Origin of the sequence: Pseudomonas sp. OV546 (assembly GCF_900116845.1) — a bacterium.
Taxonomy (GTDB): Bacteria; Pseudomonadota; Gammaproteobacteria; order Pseudomonadales; family Pseudomonadaceae; genus Aquipseudomonas; species Aquipseudomonas petroselini.
The window spans coordinates 195,964-211,438 of record NZ_FPCE01000004.1; the positions used below are offsets into that span (position 1 = coordinate 195,964).

At 61.3% G+C, this 15,475-nt stretch carries 12 protein-coding genes and 1 riboswitch; of the genes, 2 read left to right on the forward strand and 10 right to left on the reverse strand.

Going from position 1 to position 15,475, the window contains the following annotated elements; all coding sequences use genetic code 11:
* The first annotated feature begins 89 nt into the window (after positions 1–89).
* Entirely contained in the window at positions 90–1,619 is a 1,530-nt protein-coding gene (locus BM403_RS11335) for an AhpA/YtjB family protein (protein WP_093542828.1), read from the forward strand.
* A 184-nt stretch (positions 1,620–1,803) separates the two neighbouring features.
* Here BM403_RS11335 and BM403_RS11340 read toward each other — a convergent pair whose 3' ends face one another.
* The 8 genes from BM403_RS11340 to BM403_RS11375 form a co-directional block, all read right to left on the reverse strand.
* Positions 1,804–2,514, reverse strand: a complete 711-nt coding sequence (locus BM403_RS11340) for a PqiC family protein (RefSeq protein WP_043204688.1) — start codon at positions 2,512–2,514, stop codon at positions 1,804–1,806.
* A 176-nt stretch (positions 2,515–2,690) separates the two neighbouring features.
* Entirely contained in the window at positions 2,691–4,955 is a 2,265-nt protein-coding gene (gene parC / locus BM403_RS11345; protein ID WP_012721898.1) for a DNA topoisomerase IV subunit A, read from the reverse strand.
* Between the two features lie 73 nt (positions 4,956–5,028).
* On the reverse strand, positions 5,029–6,024 hold the full coding sequence (locus BM403_RS11350) for an esterase-like activity of phytase family protein (RefSeq protein ID WP_012721897.1): 996 nt from the start codon (positions 6,022–6,024) through the stop codon (positions 5,029–5,031).
* Positions 6,024–7,928: a DNA topoisomerase IV subunit B gene (parE, locus tag BM403_RS11355; protein ID WP_046033920.1), complete on the reverse strand. Its 1,905-nt coding sequence runs from the start codon at positions 7,926–7,928 to the stop codon at positions 6,024–6,026. The genes BM403_RS11350 and parE overlap by 1 nt, the downstream gene beginning before the upstream one ends.
* 45 nt (positions 7,929–7,973) lie before the next feature.
* Positions 7,974–8,582, reverse strand: a complete 609-nt coding sequence (locus BM403_RS11360) for a YqiA/YcfP family alpha/beta fold hydrolase (protein ID WP_064053993.1) — start codon at positions 8,580–8,582, stop codon at positions 7,974–7,976.
* A 206-nt stretch (positions 8,583–8,788) separates the two neighbouring features.
* On the reverse strand, positions 8,789–9,604 hold the full coding sequence (gene cpdA, locus BM403_RS11365) for a 3',5'-cyclic-AMP phosphodiesterase (RefSeq protein WP_093542830.1): 816 nt from the start codon (positions 9,602–9,604) through the stop codon (positions 8,789–8,791).
* A 98-nt stretch (positions 9,605–9,702) separates the two neighbouring features.
* The gene (locus BM403_RS11370) at positions 9,703–10,152 is read right to left on the reverse strand and encodes a DUF1249 domain-containing protein (protein ID WP_012721893.1); all 450 of its coding nucleotides are present in this window, start codon (positions 10,150–10,152) and stop codon (positions 9,703–9,705) included.
* Positions 10,143–10,760: an NUDIX domain-containing protein gene (locus tag BM403_RS11375; protein ID WP_012721892.1), complete on the reverse strand. Its 618-nt coding sequence runs from the start codon at positions 10,758–10,760 to the stop codon at positions 10,143–10,145. The genes BM403_RS11370 and BM403_RS11375 overlap by 10 nt, the downstream gene beginning before the upstream one ends.
* Positions 10,761–10,953: 193 nt before the next feature.
* Here BM403_RS11375 and BM403_RS11380 point away from each other — a divergent pair, with 193 nt between their 5' ends.
* The gene (locus BM403_RS11380) at positions 10,954–11,700 is read left to right on the forward strand and encodes an RsiV family protein (RefSeq protein ID WP_093542832.1); all 747 of its coding nucleotides are present in this window, start codon (positions 10,954–10,956) and stop codon (positions 11,698–11,700) included.
* On the opposite strand, the gene cytX is transcribed toward BM403_RS11380, so the two are convergent.
* On the reverse strand, positions 11,669–12,958 hold the full coding sequence (cytX, locus tag BM403_RS11385; protein ID WP_093542835.1) for a putative hydroxymethylpyrimidine transporter CytX: 1,290 nt from the start codon (positions 12,956–12,958) through the stop codon (positions 11,669–11,671). The two genes, BM403_RS11380 and cytX, sit on opposite strands and share 32 nt — an antisense overlap.
* Before the next feature lie 177 nt (positions 12,959–13,135).
* A complete protein-coding gene (gene thiC / locus BM403_RS11390) occupies positions 13,136–15,040 on the reverse strand; it encodes a phosphomethylpyrimidine synthase ThiC (protein WP_012721889.1) in 1,905 nt (634 codons plus the stop codon).
* A 146-nt stretch (positions 15,041–15,186) separates the two neighbouring features.
* Positions 15,187–15,292: riboswitch (TPP riboswitch) on the reverse strand.
* Between the last annotated feature and the right edge of the window lie 183 nt (positions 15,293–15,475).

Below are 15,475 nucleotides of genomic sequence, written 5' to 3' on the forward strand. Positions count from 1 at the left end.
AGTGACCATCGGGCACAGCCAGCGCTTTGCCGGTCCTAGGGCTGTCGCTATACTGCGCGTCAACTTCACGGACCAAGAGCCGAGCGCAAGTGAACCGGCCCACGCCAGTAAAAACCGATAATTTCTTCCTGCTGATCTTCCGGGCACTGCGCCACCGCCGTGTACCGATCGCATTACGCATCGCCAGCCATAACGTGATCCTGGTCGCCCTGGCCCTGGTGATCTACGCCTGCGTGATGGGTTTGCAGTTCAAGCAGGCCATGCACGAGCAAGCCGATGCCCTGGGCGAGAGCTTGACCACCCAGACCGCCACCTCGGCGACTGAGCTGCTGGTGTCCAACGACATCCTCAGCCTCAACGTGCTGCTCAACAACCTGACCAAGAACCCGCTGGTGGCCCACGCCGCCATCTACAGCGTGGACAACCGGATCATGGCCGAGGCCGGGCAACGCCCGAAAAACGGCTTGCTGGGTGAAGCTGAAGGCCTCTACCAGAGCAACATTACCTTTCAGGATGTGAAGGCCGGCCAACTGCGCATCAGCCTGGACATGCAGCAATTCCAGCAGCCGATGACCATCAGCCTGCAGAGCATGGGGATCCTCAGCGCGATCCTGCTGGCATTGGCCCTGGCCTTGAGCTTACGCCTGGGTCGGCACATTTCCACGCCCTTGATGCAACTGCGTATCTGGCTGCGGGACATTGACGAGCACACCCCGGCCACCGACCGCCAGGATGAAATCGGCGACCTCGCCCGCCAGTTACACGCCAGCTTTGCCCCGGAACCCGTGGTGCCTGAAGTTGAGCCGGAACCGGAGTTCGACGACACCGACTACGAGCAAGAGCCGGAGTTTGAAGTACGCAACCTGCGTGATCCGGGTTTCGACGAGCGCCCTCCGGTGGCGGGCCTCAAGCCTGCGCCGCGCCATGCATTCAAGGCCGAAGAAGACGAGCTGGACGAAGACGATCCCTTTGCCGACCTGCGTGATACGTCCGCCGACAACAGCGCCATTGCGCCCAAGCCGGCCCCGGTACGCAGCACCGAGCCGCAATACAGTGCAGTGCTCGCCGTACAACTGGGCGCCCAGGACCAACTGCGCCGCCTGCCCCGCGCCCGCCTGACCGAATTGCTGGAACGCTACCGTGACTGCCTCGACCAGGCTGCTTCGCTGTACCAGAGCGAACTGCACACCCTGAACGATGGCAGCACGTTGATGCTGTTCCACAGCGAAGACAGCGGCGAAGACTACCTGACCAACGCGATTTGCTGCGGCGAGCTGCTGCGCGCCCTGGGCCATGAATTGCAGATCGAAGTGGCCGACAGCGGCATCACCCTGCAATTGCAGCTCGGCCTGACGGTAGGCGACGACCTGTTCGGCATGAGCCAGATCGACCTGTTGCTGACCGAAATGGCCCAGGATGCATTGGCCCTCTCACAACACAGCCGCAACCTGCTGCTGGTGGAGCGCAAGATCAGCGAAGACACGCTGATCCGCCAACGCGCGCGCATCCGCCCGATTGCCAGCCCTGAGGGTGCCAGTTGCGTGGAGCGGTTGATGGAGCCGTACCCGTCGATGCTGGAACGGCAGTTGGCGCGGATGCATGAGACCCGCACCAAATAAAACGGTAGGACTCCTGTGGGAGGGGGCTTGCTCCCGATAGCCGAGTATCAGTTAACACATCATTAACTGAACCACCGCTATCGGGGGCAAGCCCCCTCCCACATTGGGTCAGCGGCGCGGCTCAAACCGCGCACAAATAAAAAGGCCCGCTGAGTCAGCGGGCCTTTTTTATGCGCGATTCAGATCAGAACCTGAACACTTCCATGTCCGTACGGATCGGCGTAGCCATCGGCATCTTCGGCTTCTGCGGCTCTGCCGGCTTGGCCTGTACCGGGGCGCTCTGCTTGCGGGGCGCCTCGGCAATCGGCGGTTGGTTGGCCAATGGCTTGAGAGCCACCGACAACTGCTGCGCCAAATGCTGCAACAACACGCCCTGTGCCTGGACCTGGGACGCGGTGCTACCGGTGTGTTCTTCCTGCAGGTGCACGATGCGGTTATCGCGTACCTGGCCACGACGGTCGATCAAGCGCCATTGCGCATCGAGGATCGCCGGTTGCGACGTACCGGAGTCGAGCCGGGTAATGGTCAGCAAGACCTGTACATCCGGCGAAAAACCGGCTGGCGCCGGCGCCAGGACCACACGCTGACTGTCCAACTGACCCGCCACCTGGCGCAACATCAGTTGGTTGATGTCGGACGATAAACTGCCCGCCCAACGACCATCGGTGGAACCTTGCAGGCTGCCGTCGTTCTGACGTTGCAGAAGGGTTTCACGTTGCAGGTAGTCGGCGACGACCACCGGGCCCAGCAACACCGCCATGCCGGCAGTCTGCGCAGGTTGAGCTGGACTTCCGCTGTCCAACTGGTACAGCGACACCGGCTGGTGTGTGCTGCAACCCGCCAGGCCCAAAAGGCCAGCGAGCATGAAAATAAAAGGAAGGCGTGGAGCAGTCATCATCCCATCCAGGTGGCTGCCACAAGGCGAACCACAATGTAATACTAAAAATAACCTAAACACGCTCGGCCACGCCGGCGCTGGAAAGGCCATATCATCCGTGAATATGCGCCATGACTCCAGCGCCAAAGCGTCGATCTACGCGTTAAATCGTAGATCGAGGGCTCTAAAACGCGTTAAACCGGCGTTTCCACCAGCAACGCATCCACTCGCTGGAAGCCCCGAGGCAGTTTGTTACCACGCCGACCACGCTCGCCCTTGTAGTGCTCAAGGTCGTCGGGACGCAGTGACAACGTGCGTTTCCCGGCCTGAAGCACCAAGGTCGAGCCTTCCGGGATCACTGCGATGTCGGTCACGTACTCTTCGCGACTGGCCACCCGCTCGCCGGGAATACCAATGATCTTGTTACCCTTACCTTTGCCCAACTGCGGCAAGTCGCTGATTTTGAACACCAACAAACGCCCTTCAGTTGTCACCGACGCCAGCCAGTTGCTCTCACGGTCGTCCACTGGCCGCGGCAGGATCACCTTGGCGTTGTTCGGCAAGCTCAGCAAGGCCTTGCCCGCTTTGTTCTTGGCCTGCAGGTCTTCACCCTTGACCACAAAACCGTAACCCGCGTCGGAGGCGATCACGTAAAGCGCGTCGTCGTCCGGCAGCAGCACACATTCAAAATTCGCCCCCGGCGGCGGCGTAAGCCGCCCCGTCAACGGCTCGCCCTGGCCCCGTGCCGATGGCAAGGTGTGGGCCGGCACCGAATAACTGCGTCCGGTGGAGTCAATAAACACCGCAAACTGGTTGGAACGCCCGGCGGCAGCGGTCTTGAACCCGTCACCCGCCTTGTACGACAAACCAGTGGCGTCAATATCATGCCCCTTGGCGGAACGAACCCAACCCTTTTCCGACAGAACGACGGTAATTTTCTCGTTCGGCAGCAGCTCGGTTTCGGTCAGCGCTTTTGCCTCTGCACGCTGCACGATCGGCGAACGACGGTCATCGCCATAGGTTTCGGCGTCTTTGATCAGCTCGCTGCGCACCAGCTTCTTGAGCTTGGCTTCGCTGCCCAACAGCGCTTGCAGCTTGGCTTGTTCCTTGAGCAACGCGTCCTGTTCGTCACGCAGCTTCATTTCTTCCAGTCGCGCCAATTGGCGCAAGCGGGTGTCAAGGATGTAGTCAGCCTGGATTTCGCTCAGCTCGAAACGCGCGATCAGCTCGGCTTTCGGGTGCTCGGCGGTACGAATGATGTGGATCACTTCGTCCAGGTTGAGGTAGGCGATCAGCAAGCCGTCCAACAGGTGCAAGCGGCGCTCAACCTTATCCAGGCGGAATTGCAGGCGGCGGCGCACGGTATTGATCCGGAACTCCAGCCACTCCACCAGCAGGTTGCGCAAGTTTTTCAGCTGCGGCTTACCGTCCAGGCCGATGATATTGACGTTGACCCGGTAGCTGGACTCCAACTCAGTGCTGGCGAACAGGTGTTGCATCAGCACTTCGTGGTCGACCCGGCTGTTGGTCGGGATGATCACGATGCGGCATGGGTTTTCGTGGTCGGACTCGTCACGCAGGTCGGCGACCTGCGGCAGTTTCGACGGTTTGGCCTGCATCAACGCGGCGATCTGCTCCAGCACCTTGGCGCCGGACACCTGGTGCGGCAGCGCGGTTACGATAATGTCGCCATCCTCGATGTGGTACACGGCACGCATGCGCACCGAGCCCTTGCCGGTTTCGTACATCTTCAGCAGGTCGGCACGCGGCGTGATGATTTCCGCTTCGGTCGGGTAGTCCGGGCCCTGGATGTGCTCGCAGAGTTGCTCCACCGTGGCCTTTGGCTCATCAAGCAAACGTACGCAGGCCGTGGCGACTTCCCGCAGGTTGTGCGGTGGTACATCTGTGGCCATACCGACGGCGATACCGGTGGTGCCATTGAGCAGGATATTCGGCAAACGTGCCGGCAACACCAGCGGTTCGTCGAGAGTGCCGTCAAAGTTCGGCCCCCAGTCCGCAGTGCCCTGCCCCAGCTCGCTCAGCAGTACTTCCGAGTAACGCGACAGACGCGCTTCGGTGTAACGCATCGCGGCGAAGGACTTTGGATCATCCGGCGCACCCCAGTTGCCCTGGCCGTCCACCAGCGTGTAGCGGTAGCTGAACGGCTGGGCCATCAGCACCATGGCTTCGTAGCACGCCGAGTCGCCGTGGGGGTGGAACTTACCGAGCACGTCACCGACGGTACGCGCCGATTTCTTGTGCTTGGAATCGGCGTCCAGGCCCAACTCACTCATGGCGTAGATAATGCGCCGCTGTACAGGCTTCAGGCCGTCGCCGATATGCGGCAGGGCACGGTCCATGATCACGTACATGGAGTAGTTGAGGTAGGCATTTTCGGTGAAGTCAGCCAGCGACCGGCGTTCTACGCCGTCTAAGCTGTCTGCGAGGATGTCACTCATGCGGGCCTCATCATTGTTTGGTAAGGCGCAGCGGAACTGCCGCTGCGCCGGGTCAATTCAAAAAAAGCGGGGCTCATGGCTGGGCGCTCCAGCCGCCGGCAGGGGCGGCGAAACGATAGACCACGGGGCGTTTTTCACCATCGGCGCGCGCGCCGAAATTATTGTCGATACCCAGCCAGGCACCCTCGGCATCCACCACCAGGGCTTCGGCCAGGCCATAGGCTTGGGGGTAACGCCGTTCGGGCGTCAACGTCTCATCGGCAAACGACCAGCACAGTTCGACCTTGGCCGTGGCCGCATCGCGCCGGCATATCTGGAACGCATTGCGCTCAAGGGTGAACAGCTTGCCGTTGAACAGCGCCAGGTCGGCGAAGTCCTTGGACACCGCCTTGGCATTGGGGAACTTGGCCGGCTGCACTTCCTGGCCGGCCTCGCTCAACAACACACACGGACCGTCACAGTCCCACAGGCTTTGCGGACGCTTGATCGAAATCAGTCCGCGTCGCTCACGCTCGGCCGCCAACCACATCTGATTGCCTTCGGGGTTGATCGCCAGGCCTTCAAACAACGCGTTGAAGTGCAGCAACATGCCGCTCGCCCGGGCCTCCCTGACCATGCTCGGGGCAATCTTCAACCACTGCGGCGCACCGGTCACCGGCACTTGCAGCACCGCCGCATGGGCTTCGCTGACGATGTAGCGGTTACCGGCGGCGTCACAGGTGATGCCTTCGAAATCCAGGTCGCCACCGCGAATCAACGAGGCGGCTTTGGTGCGCGAACGCAAGCCCCAAGGCAGCCCGGACTCCGGCACCGGCGGCACGTCGATCTTGACCGTTTCGGCTTGCCAGGTCGGCGCGCTGATATCCAGGCGGTAGATCTGGTCGTCATCACGGTCGGAGACTGTCCACAATGCCTGGCCACACAGCGCCAGGCCCGACAGGTTTCCGCCGCGCATGCCGTCCACCGGGTGTTCGGACACCAGCTTGAGCTCAGCCACGGGCGCGGCAACCACGTGGGTGGTCACCAGCCCGCTCACTATCAGGATCGCCAGGGCGAAACCTGTGCGCATCAGCCCAGAACCTCAGCCAGGTTGCCTTTGGATTCCAGCCAGGACTTGCGGTCCGGCGCGCGTTTCTTCGCCAGCAACATGTCCATCATTTCCGAGGTGGCGGCGAAGTCATCCAGGGTCAACTGCACCAGGCGCCGGGTGTTCGGGTCCATGGTGGTTTCGCGCAGTTGCGGCGGGTTCATTTCACCCAGGCCTTTGAATCGCGTGACCTGTGGCTTGCCGCGTTTTTTCTCGGCCACCAGGCGGTCGAGAATGCCGTCACGCTCGGCCTCGTCCAGGGCGTAGAAAATCTCTTTGCCCAGGTCGATGCGGTACAGCGGCGGCATCGCGACGTAGACGTGACCGGCATCCACCAACGGGCGGAAATGCTGGACGAACAGCGCGCACAACAAGGTGGCGATGTGCAGGCCGTCGGAGTCGGCGTCGGCGAGGATGCAGATTTTTCCGTAACGCAGCTGACTCATGTCCGCCGCGCCTGGATCAACGCCAATGGCCACGGCGATGTTGTGCACTTCCTGGCTGGCCAGGACTTCGCTGCCGTCGACTTCCCAGGTATTGAGGATCTTGCCGCGCAACGGCAGGATCGCCTGGAATTCTTTGTCCCGCGCTTGTTTGGCGGAACCGCCGGCGGAATCACCTTCCACCAGAAACAGCTCGGAGCGCATCGGGTCCTGCCCGGCGCAATCAGCCAGCTTGCCGGGCAGCGCCGGGCCCTGGGTGATGCGCTTGCGCTCGACCTTCTTGCTGGCTTTCAAACGACGGCCGGCGTTGTTGATCGCCAGCTCGGCCAGGGCCAGGCCCAATTCCGGGTGCTCGTTGAGCCACAGGCTGAAAGCATCCTTGACCACACCGGAAACAAACGCCGCCGCCTCACGGGACGACAGGCGCTCTTTGGTCTGGCCAGAGAACTGCGGCTCCTGCATTTTCATCGACAGCACGAACGCAATGCGCTCCCACACGTCTTCCGGCGCCAGCTTCACGCCACGCGGCAAGAGGCTGCGGTATTCGCAGAATTCGCGCATGGCATCCAGCAAACCTTGGCGCAAACCGTTGACGTGGGTGCCCCCCTGGGCGGTAGGGATCAGGTTGACGTAGCTTTCCTGCACGCTGTCGCCGCCTTCCGGCAACCACAGCAGCGCCCAGTCGACTGCTTCTTTATTACCGGCCAGGCTGCCGCAGAACGGCTCGTTGGGCAGGCGTTCAAAATCGCTGACGGAGTCTTCCAGGTAGGAGCGCAGGCCGTCTTCGTAGTGCCACTCGACCTTCTCGTTCGTGCCTTTGTCTTCAAAGGTCACCAGCAGGCCCGGGCACAGCACGGCCTTGGCCTTGAGCACGTGCTTGAGGCGGCTGATGGAGAATTTCGGTGAATCGAAGTATTTCGGGTCCGGGGCAAAGTACACGCTGGTGCCGGTATTGCGCTTGCCAACGGTGCCGATCACCTGCAGGTCGGTGGCTTTATAGCCATCGGCAAAGGTCATCTCGTACTCGTTGCCGTCGCGCTTGACCTTGACCCGCACGTGGTTGGACAGGGCGTTGACCACGGAAATACCCACACCGTGCAAGCCACCGGAAAACTGGTAGTTCTTATTGGAGAACTTGCCGCCGGCGTGCAGCTTGGTGAGGATCAGCTCAACGCCCGACACCCCCTCTTCCGGGTGAATGTCCACCGGCATGCCGCGACCATCGTCGGACACTTCCAGGGAGTGGTCAGCGTGAAGGATGACATGCACCGATTTGGCGTGCCCGGCCAAAGCTTCGTCGACGCTGTTGTCGATGACTTCCTGGGCAAGGTGGTTCGGCCGACTGGTGTCGGTGTACATGCCGGGGCGTTTGCGCACCGGGTCGAGGCCCGAGAGGACTTCGATGGCGTCGGCGTTATAAGAGCTAGCGCTGGGAGTGGCCATGGGGTCTCGTCGTGAGTCGTTCGATTAAATAATGACCTGCGATTCTTACAATGAAGAAAAATCGAAGGATTGATACTGATCTGCGCCAATGCCGGCAAAGCTCAACATGGCCGGTAATTGCTGGGCGAACCCCTGGTACCCATGGTCGCCGCCGGCCTGGATGCGCAAGGCACAGGCCCGGTAATACTGCTGGGCGAGGCGATAATCCAGTGTTTCATCGCCGGTCTGCAACCACACCTGATAACGCGCGGCGTCCTGGGGAGCCGGTACTTCCAACTCAGCCAGCGCCGTGACGTGGTCGTGGGTCAGTTCCCAGGTTTCATCGGTGTAGAGGTTCTTCTGGGTGCCCAGGTAACCGTCGAACATCCGATGAGGGCTGACCGCCGGGTTCACCAGCAACGCCTTGAGGCCATGGCGTTCGGCAAGATGGGTTGCATAGTAGCCGCCGAGTGAGCTGCCGACTAGCAGTGGCCGCCCCAGTTCGGCGATAGCCGCTTCCAACTGAGGAATCGCCTGACGGGGATGGTGATGCAGGGCCGGTACGCGCAGTTGCTCGGCCAGGCCAAGGTTGTCCATCACGGTGATCAGCTGGCTGGCCTTGTTGGACGCCGGCGCGCTGTTGAAACCGTGGATATACAGGATCGAAGCGGACATGCCGGGCTCTCCATGACTCAGCCAAAGAGGCGCAGTTTACAGGGATCCAAGCCTTGTGTGATGACCTCAGCCTTCAATACACCGAAGATCCAATGTGGGAGGGGGCTTGCTCCCGATAGCGGTGGGTCAGCCAGCCTATGTATTGCCTGACACCCCGCTATCGGGAGCAAGCCCCCTCCCACATTTTTGATCGGTGTTTACAGCTTTTAGTAGCCGTTGCTGCCGTAGTCCACGGTAAATTCGAAGTCTTGGACGCGCTCCACCCCCGTCTCCAACCGTCCGTCGGCATGCAGGCGCAGCCAGCGATACCCCGGCGCTTGCTCACTGACCTTGAAATCCTCGCTGCCCGGCGCGAACTGGATGCAGGTGGAAGGCGACGCCAGCAGGCGCACGCCGTCACGCTCGCGATCGATCTCCTGATGCACGTGACCCCAAAGTACCGCGCGCACGTGGGGGAAACGATCGAGCACGGCAAACAGGGCTTCAGGGTTGCGCAGGCCAATCGGCTCCATCCAGGCGCAACCGATGGACACCGGATGATGGTGGAAGCACACAAGGTGGTGAAGGTTCGGCGCTTCGCTCAGGGCCTGGGCGAGCAGTTGCAGTTGGCTGTCCTGAAGGTAACCGGGCACCGAACCGGGTACAGCGGAGTCCAGCAGGGTGATGCGCCAATGACCGATATCGACTACCGGCTCCAGAAAATCGCTGTGCACGGCAGCATAGGCCATGATCTGCGGCTCATCGTGGTTACCAGGAATCCAGCGCGTTGGGGCGCCGATGGGTGCAGTCATATCGCGAAACTGCTGATACGACTCCAGTGTGCCGTCCTGGGAAAGATCCCCCGTGGCCAGCACCAGGTCGATCCGCGGCTGCTGCGCGCGCGCCAACTCAATCACCCTTTGCAGGCTGTCACGGGTGTTCATGCCCAGCAACGTGCCGTCGCCCTCGGCAAACAGATGGCTGTCGGACAGTTGCACCAGCAACGCTGAACCGTCGGGGTTCACAGTGGATACGCTCGGCAAGGCGCTCTCCCAAGGCAATCACAGTAAAGGGTCGTTTGGCGTGATTATGCTGGGGCAGGACACAAAGGGGAAACCCAGGAAGCGGACGCAGTTCACATCTACCGCACAGCTTCGAACTCATGGCCCAGGGCCAGGCAGTGGCTCAACCATTCACCGAGGAACACATTGAGCTGTGCTTTCTCATCGGGTTGGTGCATGAACACGTTAGGGTAAGGATAGATGCTGCGAAAGCGTCGCGCATGTTCGGCGCTGATCACTTCGGCCATCCGCGCATCGTGGTACACCTGTACTTCCAGCTGCGGCACCGGCAGCCACGGCAGGCTGTGTTCCTGGCGCACGCGCAGGGTGGTGGTGTAGGGGCAATTGACGATGACTTCCAGGGCCAGCACGCCGAGCATCTGGTCGCCATGGGTGACGCCGATGCGCCGCGCCTCGGGGGCGTGGCGCATGTCGGGAAGCAAGCGCATCAGCCGCGCATAGTTGGCCTCGCACGCCGCTTGCAGCCCGATCAGGTCGACTCGATAACGTTCCCGTGCCTTTACTGCCATAACCCCCTCACTTCCGCGCGATTAAGCGCAAGCCATTGCAGGGCGATAATGCTGGCTGCGTTGGAAATTTTGCCGTCACGCACCGCTTGCAGGGCGTCTTCGAAGGCCCATGCGGTGACGCGGATATCTTCAGCTTCTTCTTCCAATCCATGGACGCCACCCGCGCCCGAGCTGTCGCAACGGCCCAGGTACAAATGCACGAATTCAGTACTGCCACCGGGCGATGGAAAATATTTAGTGATCGGCCACAGCGCGGAGAATGTAAGCCCAGCTTCCTCCTCGGCTTCGCGGTGTGCAACCTCCTCAGGCTCTTCGTCCTTGTCGATCAGGCCAGCGACCATTTCCACCAGCCACGGGTTGTCGGTGCGGCCCATGGCGCCGACGCGAAACTGCTCGATCAACACCACTTCATCGCGCTGCGGGTCGTAGGGCAGCACGCACACAGCGTCGTGACGAACGAAGACTTCCCGATTGATCACCCGGCTCATGTCGCCATCGAATTTCTCGTGGCGCAGCTGCACACGGTCAAGCTTATAGAAGCCCTTGTAGGCATTTTCGCGCTGAACAATCTCGATCTTGCTCGGCGTCGATTTTGCAAAGTCCGTCATGTCCCATCCTCGTTTAGCCTGCGCAATGGGCGCCATCCTAACGCGCTCCTGCACCTTGGCGCAGCCCCTTTCCGGTTGCCGGGATAGACGGCGGGCGTCAAACACACTCTAATCAGCTTAGTGGCGAACTGACTGCCGTGCTGGCAGTCGAAGCTGCACAAATTTCGCTCTTATCGATAGACGAAGGACTTACATGTCGCTTTTAAAAATCGCCTCCGTGGCCTGCATCGCATTGACCCTCGGCGCTTGCCAGAGCCTGTTCCAACCGGGCTTCAAGACCCCGCTGGAAGCCACTCGCGACGCCACCGAGCAAAGCAAGCCAGGCTGCGCCAGCGCCGACTGCCCGCTGGTGAATATCGACACGGTGCACTTTGCCAAGGAGCCCAAGCTCGATGCGCTGATCGAACAGCGCCTGCTGGAAATGACCAGCACCAGCCCTAACGACCCGCTGCCGACCAGCCTTGACACCTACCGAGAGCAATTCCTGCGCACCGCCGCCCCGCGTAACAGCATGTACTTGCAGGCCAAGGTACGTGAGCAGCATGACGGCTTGGTGATCATCGAGCTGTCCAGTTACCTGGACCAGGGCGCCACCCACGGCGAGCCTGGCCGTGCCTTCATCAACTATTCGCGCCAGCAACAAAAAGCCCTGACCCTGACCGATATGCTGTTACCCGGCAAGGAAGACGCGTTCTGGAAAGCCGCCCAAGTGGCACACAACAGCTGGCTGATCAGCACCCGCCTGAGCCTGGAGCCGGAGTATGTGAAGACCTACCCCTTCCAGAAAACCCCAAACGTGGCGCTGACCTATGGCGGCGTGATCCTCAAGTACCCCACCAGCACCATCGCGCCGTATGCCCTGGGCCATGTCGAGTTGCAGATCCCCTACTCGCGCCTCGATGGCATCCTCAGGCCTGAGCTGGTGCCGGCGCGCCGCTGAAGGCGCGCCCCAGGATGAGCTGCAACAGCCCTGCCAGCACCAGCGCCGGCAGGGTCGCGCCGATGTCCGGATACAGATTGGCCAGCAGGTGGTAAGTCGCGATGCCACCCAGCCAGGCCAACAACGCCGGCCAACGCAGAGCGGCGATCGCCCCTCGGCCACGGCGACGCAAGATGAAGTGATCCACCAACACCACGCCAAACAGCGGCGCAAACACCGAACCGATCAGCAGCAGGAAGTTCTGGTACTGGGCCAACGGCGCCAAACAGGCGATCAGGGTGCAGATCACACCGATGGCCAGTGCCAGGTGCTCAACCTTCAAGCGCAACAGAATCCCGCTGGACACCGCCGCCGAGTGGATATCGGCAAAGGCGTTTTCCGACTCATCCAATAGGATCAGCAACAGCGGAATGCCCAGGCCCGCACCGGCCAAGGCCAGCAATAGCGCATTCACCTCACCGCTCGGCGCGAACGCCAGGGTGTAGGCCACGCCCAGGCTCATCAGCCAGAAGTTACCGATAAAGAAGCCCAACGCCGTCCCTCCAAACACGCTTTTTGCGCGCGTGCCGAAGCGTGAGTAATCGGCAATCAGCGGCAGCCATGAGAGCGGCATGGCGATGGCGATATCAAAGCCCACCGCGAACGGCATCGAACCGTCACCGGCCTGGGCCCAGAGAGCGGCGAGGTCCGCCTTGGCGAACAGGTTCCAGGTCAGCCACAGGCAGGCGGCGAGCAGCAGCCAGATACCCCATTTGCGCAGGATCTGGCGCACGAAGGTCAGTGGACCGCTGACCGCCAAGAGGGTCGCCAGGCCGCCAAAAAACAGGGTCCACATCAATGGGCTGGCCAGCAGGCTACTGTCGCTGAACGCCCGCGTGCCCAACAGACTGGCCGCGTCGCGCATCACGATGATTTCGAAAGAGCCCCAGCCGATCAGCTGCAGCAGGTTGAGCAGTGCCGGCAGGCTCGCCCCCTTGGCGCCCAGGCTGAGCTTGAGCGCGGCCATGGCGGACAGGCCGGTATCACTGCCGATCACGCCGACGGCGGCCAGCAGCAGCACGCCGACCAGGGTACCAAGCAAAATCGCCAGCAACGAACCGGACAGCCCCAGGCCCGGCGCGAGTAACGCGCCGGTCTGCAGGACCATCAGGCCGATGCCGAGGGAGAACCATAGGGAGAACAGGTCGCGGGCGCCGAAGACGCGTTTGTCAGCGGGAACCGCGATGTCCGGGGAATAGGTGCTGGGTTGAATGCTCAAGGGGGTTATCTCTGAGGAATATTGTTGTAAGCCCTTGTGGCGAGGGAGCTTGCTCCCGCTGGGTGGCGAAGCCGCCCCACAACCGGCAACCGAAGCGTGTCAGTAAAAACACCCTTGCAGGCAGGGGGAGTGCTGTGCACTCCAACGGGAGCAAGCTCCCTCGCCACAGGTCTAGGGTCAGACCTTTTTGTACAGCTGACTGCCTTCCTGCTTGAACCGCTCCGCCTGTTCGGCCAAGCCCTTGGCCACCTCCACGTCCACCGCTTCAATCCGTTGGTTGGCCGCGTATTCACGCACTTCCTGGGTGATTTTCATCGAGCAGAACTTCGGCCCGCACATCGAGCAGAAATGCGCGACCTTGGCCGAGTCCTTCGGCAGGGTTTCATCGTGATACGAACGCGCGGTGTCCGGGTCCAGGCCGAGGTTGAACTGGTCTTCCCAGCGGAACTCGAAGCGTGCCTTGCTCAAGGCGTTATCGCGGATCTGCGCGCCCGGATGGCCTTTCGCGAGGTCAGCCGCGTGGGCAGCGATCTTGTAGGTGATGATCCCGGTCTTCACGTCATCCTTGTTCGGCAGGCCCAAGTGTTCCTTGGGCGTGACGTAGCAAAGCATGGCGCAACCGAACCAGCCGATCATCGCCGCACCGATGCCGGAGGTGATGTGGTCGTAGCCCGGCGCGATGTCGGTGGTCAGCGGGCCGAGGGTGTAGAACGGCGCTTCGTCACAGCACTCGAGCTGCTTGTCCATGTTCTCCTTGATCAACTGCATCGGCACGTGGCCAGGGCCTTCGATCATGGTTTGCACGTCGTGCTTCCACGCGATCTTGGTCAGTTCGCCCAAGGTTTCCAGCTCGCCGAACTGCGCAGCGTCGTTGGCGTCGGCAATCGAGCCAGGGCGCAGGCCGTCACCGAGGGAGAAGCTGACGTCGTAAGCCTTCATGATTTCGCAGATTTCGTCGAAATGCGTGTAGGTGAAGTTCTCTTTGTGATGCGCCAGGCACCACTTGGCCATGATCGAACCGCCACGGGACACGATGCCGGTGACGCGCTTGGCGGTCAGCGGCACATAGCGCAACAGCACGCCGGCGTGGATGGTGAAGTAGTCGACGCCCTGCTCGGCCTGCTCGATCAGGGTGTCGCGGAACAGCTCCCAGGTCAGGTCCTCGGCGGCGCCGCCGACTTTTTCCAGGGCCTGGTAGATCGGCACGGTGCCGATTGGCACGGGCGAGTTACGGATGATCCACTCGCGGGTTTCATGGATGTGCTTGCCGGTGGACAGGTCCATCACCGTGTCCGAGCCCCAGCGAATGCCCCAGGTGAGTTTCGCCACTTCTTCTTCGATGGACGAACCCAGGGCGCTGTTGCCGATGTTGCCGTTGATCTTCACCAGGAAGTTACGGCCGATGATCATCGGTTCCAGTTCGGTGTGGTTGATGTTGGCCGGGATGATCGCGCGGCCACGGGCGATTTCTTCGCGCACAAATTCAGGGGTGATGATTTTCGGCACGCTGGCGCCGAAGCTATGGCCCGCGTGTTGCTGGTCGAGCAGGCCGCTGGCGCGGGCTTCTTCCAGCTTCATGTTTTCGCGGATGGCGACGTATTCCATCTCGGCGGTGATGATGCCTTTGCGTGCGTAGTGCATCTGCGTGACGTTGGCACCGGCCTTGGCGCGGCGCGGGTTTTTCACGTGGGCGAAGCGCAGGGCGGTCAGTTCGGCGTCGCTGAGGCGCTGTTGGCCAAAATGCGAGCTGAGGCCGGACAGGCGCTCGGTGTCACCACGCACTTCGATCCACGGCGAGCGCACATCGCCCAGGCCTTTGCGCACATCGATGATCACATTCGGGTCGGTGTACGGGCCGGAGGTGTCATAGACCACCACGGGGGCGTTGATTTCACCGCCGAAGTCGGTAGGCGTGACGTCCAGGCTGATTTCGCGCATCGGCACGCGGATGTCCGGGCGAGTGCCCTGCACGTAGATTTTTTGCGAGCGGGTAAACGGCTGCACGGAGCCGGAGTCGACCTTGGCCGATTCACTCAAGTGCACGGTGTTTTTCAGTTTTGTACTTTTTATTTCTGTGCTCATCACGGGCTCTCCAACTATCCAGGCGGTGGATTTTTGTCGGAGCGAACCTGTGACGGATGGACGCACTGAAACCAGTGCTGTGCTATGCACGAGGGCTATTCGATGGTCGAACAGCATCCCGGACGAAGCACAAGAGGACTCGCCGGGTGACGAGAAATCTTGTTCCCTACGCAGGCGCTAACCTGATCAGGTTCAACGGGATCCGGTATTTACCGATCTCAGCCTTCCAACAAGGCACCCCGACAAGAACGCGGCCAGTCTAGACCATGCCATGGGGAAATTGCCAATGGCGGTGCATTCAGCGTGATGAATGGCTCTTTTGCAGGATTGTTGTGTGGTGATCGCGCCACTACACTCGGTGACTGCTCAAGCCCTTGACGCTAGGCGTTCGCCGCCTTAGCCTTGAGCGCCAAATTACAATCGTAATATTCAAAC

Coding starts and splice junctions, on each gene's coding strand:
- BM403_RS11375 (WP_012721892.1), bottom strand. CDS start 10,760: ATGACGGACTTTGCAAAATCGACGCCGAGCAAGATCGAGATTGTTCAG.
- BM403_RS11370 (WP_012721893.1), bottom strand. CDS start 10,152: ATGGCAGTAAAGGCACGGGAACGTTATCGAGTCGACCTGATCGGGCTG.
- BM403_RS11380 (WP_093542832.1), top strand. CDS start 10,954: ATGTCGCTTTTAAAAATCGCCTCCGTGGCCTGCATCGCATTGACCCTC.
- BM403_RS11350 (WP_012721897.1), bottom strand. CDS start 6,024: ATGCGCACAGGTTTCGCCCTGGCGATCCTGATAGTGAGCGGGCTGGTG.
- parC (WP_012721898.1), bottom strand. CDS start 4,955: ATGAGTGACATCCTCGCAGACAGCTTAGACGGCGTAGAACGCCGGTCG.
- BM403_RS11360 (WP_064053993.1), bottom strand. CDS start 8,582: ATGTCCGCTTCGATCCTGTATATCCACGGTTTCAACAGCGCGCCGGCG.
- parE (WP_046033920.1), bottom strand. CDS start 7,928: ATGGCCACTCCCAGCGCTAGCTCTTATAACGCCGACGCCATCGAAGTC.
- thiC (WP_012721889.1), bottom strand. CDS start 15,040: ATGAGCACAGAAATAAAAAGTACAAAACTGAAAAACACCGTGCACTTG.
- BM403_RS11340 (WP_043204688.1), bottom strand. CDS start 2,514: ATGACTGCTCCACGCCTTCCTTTTATTTTCATGCTCGCTGGCCTTTTG.